Annotated in this window: 1 protein-coding gene; it reads left to right on the top strand. The window is 67.0% G+C overall.

Annotated elements, in window-relative coordinates; genetic code table 11:
• The first annotated feature begins 121 nt into the window (after positions 1-121).
• A complete protein-coding gene (locus tag H5397_RS17370) occupies positions 122-1,429 on the top strand; it encodes an ISL3 family transposase (protein WP_182819000.1) in 1,308 nt (435 codons plus the stop codon).
• The last annotated feature ends 6 nt before the right edge of the window (positions 1,430-1,435 follow it).

The raw sequence follows: 1,435 nt of genomic DNA on the forward strand, positions 1-1,435 counted from the left end.
CGGCTCATCACAGTTGAGGGTGTAGAGGCCGGTGATCTGGGGAGGCGCGTCGCTCCGCGGTTGAGGGTCGAGGTCTTCCGATGATGGAGGTTCCTACGCCTTCCATCCGAAAGACCTCGACGTGCTCAACGCTACCTTCGTTCGTCCCGACCTGACCACGTTCACCCGCCTCGACGAGCTCGGCCTGGAAGCCGTTGGTCAACACGTGGAACGTGAGCGGGCCGTGCTGGCGTGTCGGGTCGTCGAACCTGACCAGTGGTGCCGCCGGTGCGGGTGCGAGGGGACCCCGCGCGACACGGTCACCCGTCGGTTGGCCCACGAGCCGTTCGGCTGGCGACCGACCGTCTTGGTGGTGACGCTGCGCCGTTACCGGTGTGGTGAGTGTGGACACGTGTGGCGCCAGGACATGAGCAAGGCTGCCGAACCACGCTCCAAGCTGTCCCGACGCGCGTTGTGGTGGGCGCTGGAAGGCCTGGTGGTAGCCCACCTCACCGTCGCGCGGATCGCCGAGGGCTTGGCGGTGTCGTGGAACACCGCCAACGACGCCGTCCTCGCCGAGGGCCAGCGCGTCCTGATCAAAGACCCGACCCGGTTCGACGGCGTGAGCGTGGTCGGCGTCGACGAACATGTCTGGAGGCACACCCGCAAGGGCGACAAGTACGTGACCGTCATCATCGACCTCACTCCGGTTAGGGATGATACTGGTCCGGCCCGCTTGTTGGACATGGTCGAAGGGCGTTCCAAGCAGGCGTTCAAGACGTGGCTCGCCAGCCGGCCGCAGACGTGGCGCGACGGGATCGAGGTCGTCGCCATGGATGGGTTCAGCGGCTTCAAGACCGCCACCACCGAGGAGTTGCCCGACGCCACGCCGGTGCTGGATCCGTTCCATGTCGTCCGCCTGGCCGGTGATGCCCTCGACCAGTGCCGGCGCCGCATCCAACAGGCACTGCACGGCCACCGCGGTCGCGCTACCGATCCGCTCTACCGCGCCCGTCGGACCCTGCACACCGGTCTGGACCTTCTCACTCCGCGCCAGAAGGCTCGCCTGGAAGCCTTGTTCGCCGGCGATGAGCACGTCGAGGTCGAAGCCACCTGGGCCATCTACCAGAAGATGATCGCCGCCTACCGCGAACCTGACCGCGCGAAGGGTCGCCAGCTGATGGAGAATCTCATCCAAGCCATCGGCAGCCGTGTCCCCGGCGCGTTGGCCGAGGTCATCGTGTTGGGCCGGACGCTGAAGAAGCGGGCGGCCGACGTGCTGGCGTACTTCGACCGGCCCGGCACGTCGAACGGCCCGAGTGAGGCCCTGAATGGCCGGCTGGAACACCTCCGCGGCAGCGCCCTTGGCTTCCGGAACCTCACCCACTACATCGCACGATCGCTGCTCGAGACCGGCGGATTCAGGCCGCGGCTACACCCTCGATTGTGAAGAGCC

It is taken from the genome of Propioniciclava sp. MC1683, from assembly GCF_014164675.1.
Lineage (GTDB): Bacteria > Actinomycetota > Actinomycetes > Propionibacteriales > Propionibacteriaceae > Propioniciclava.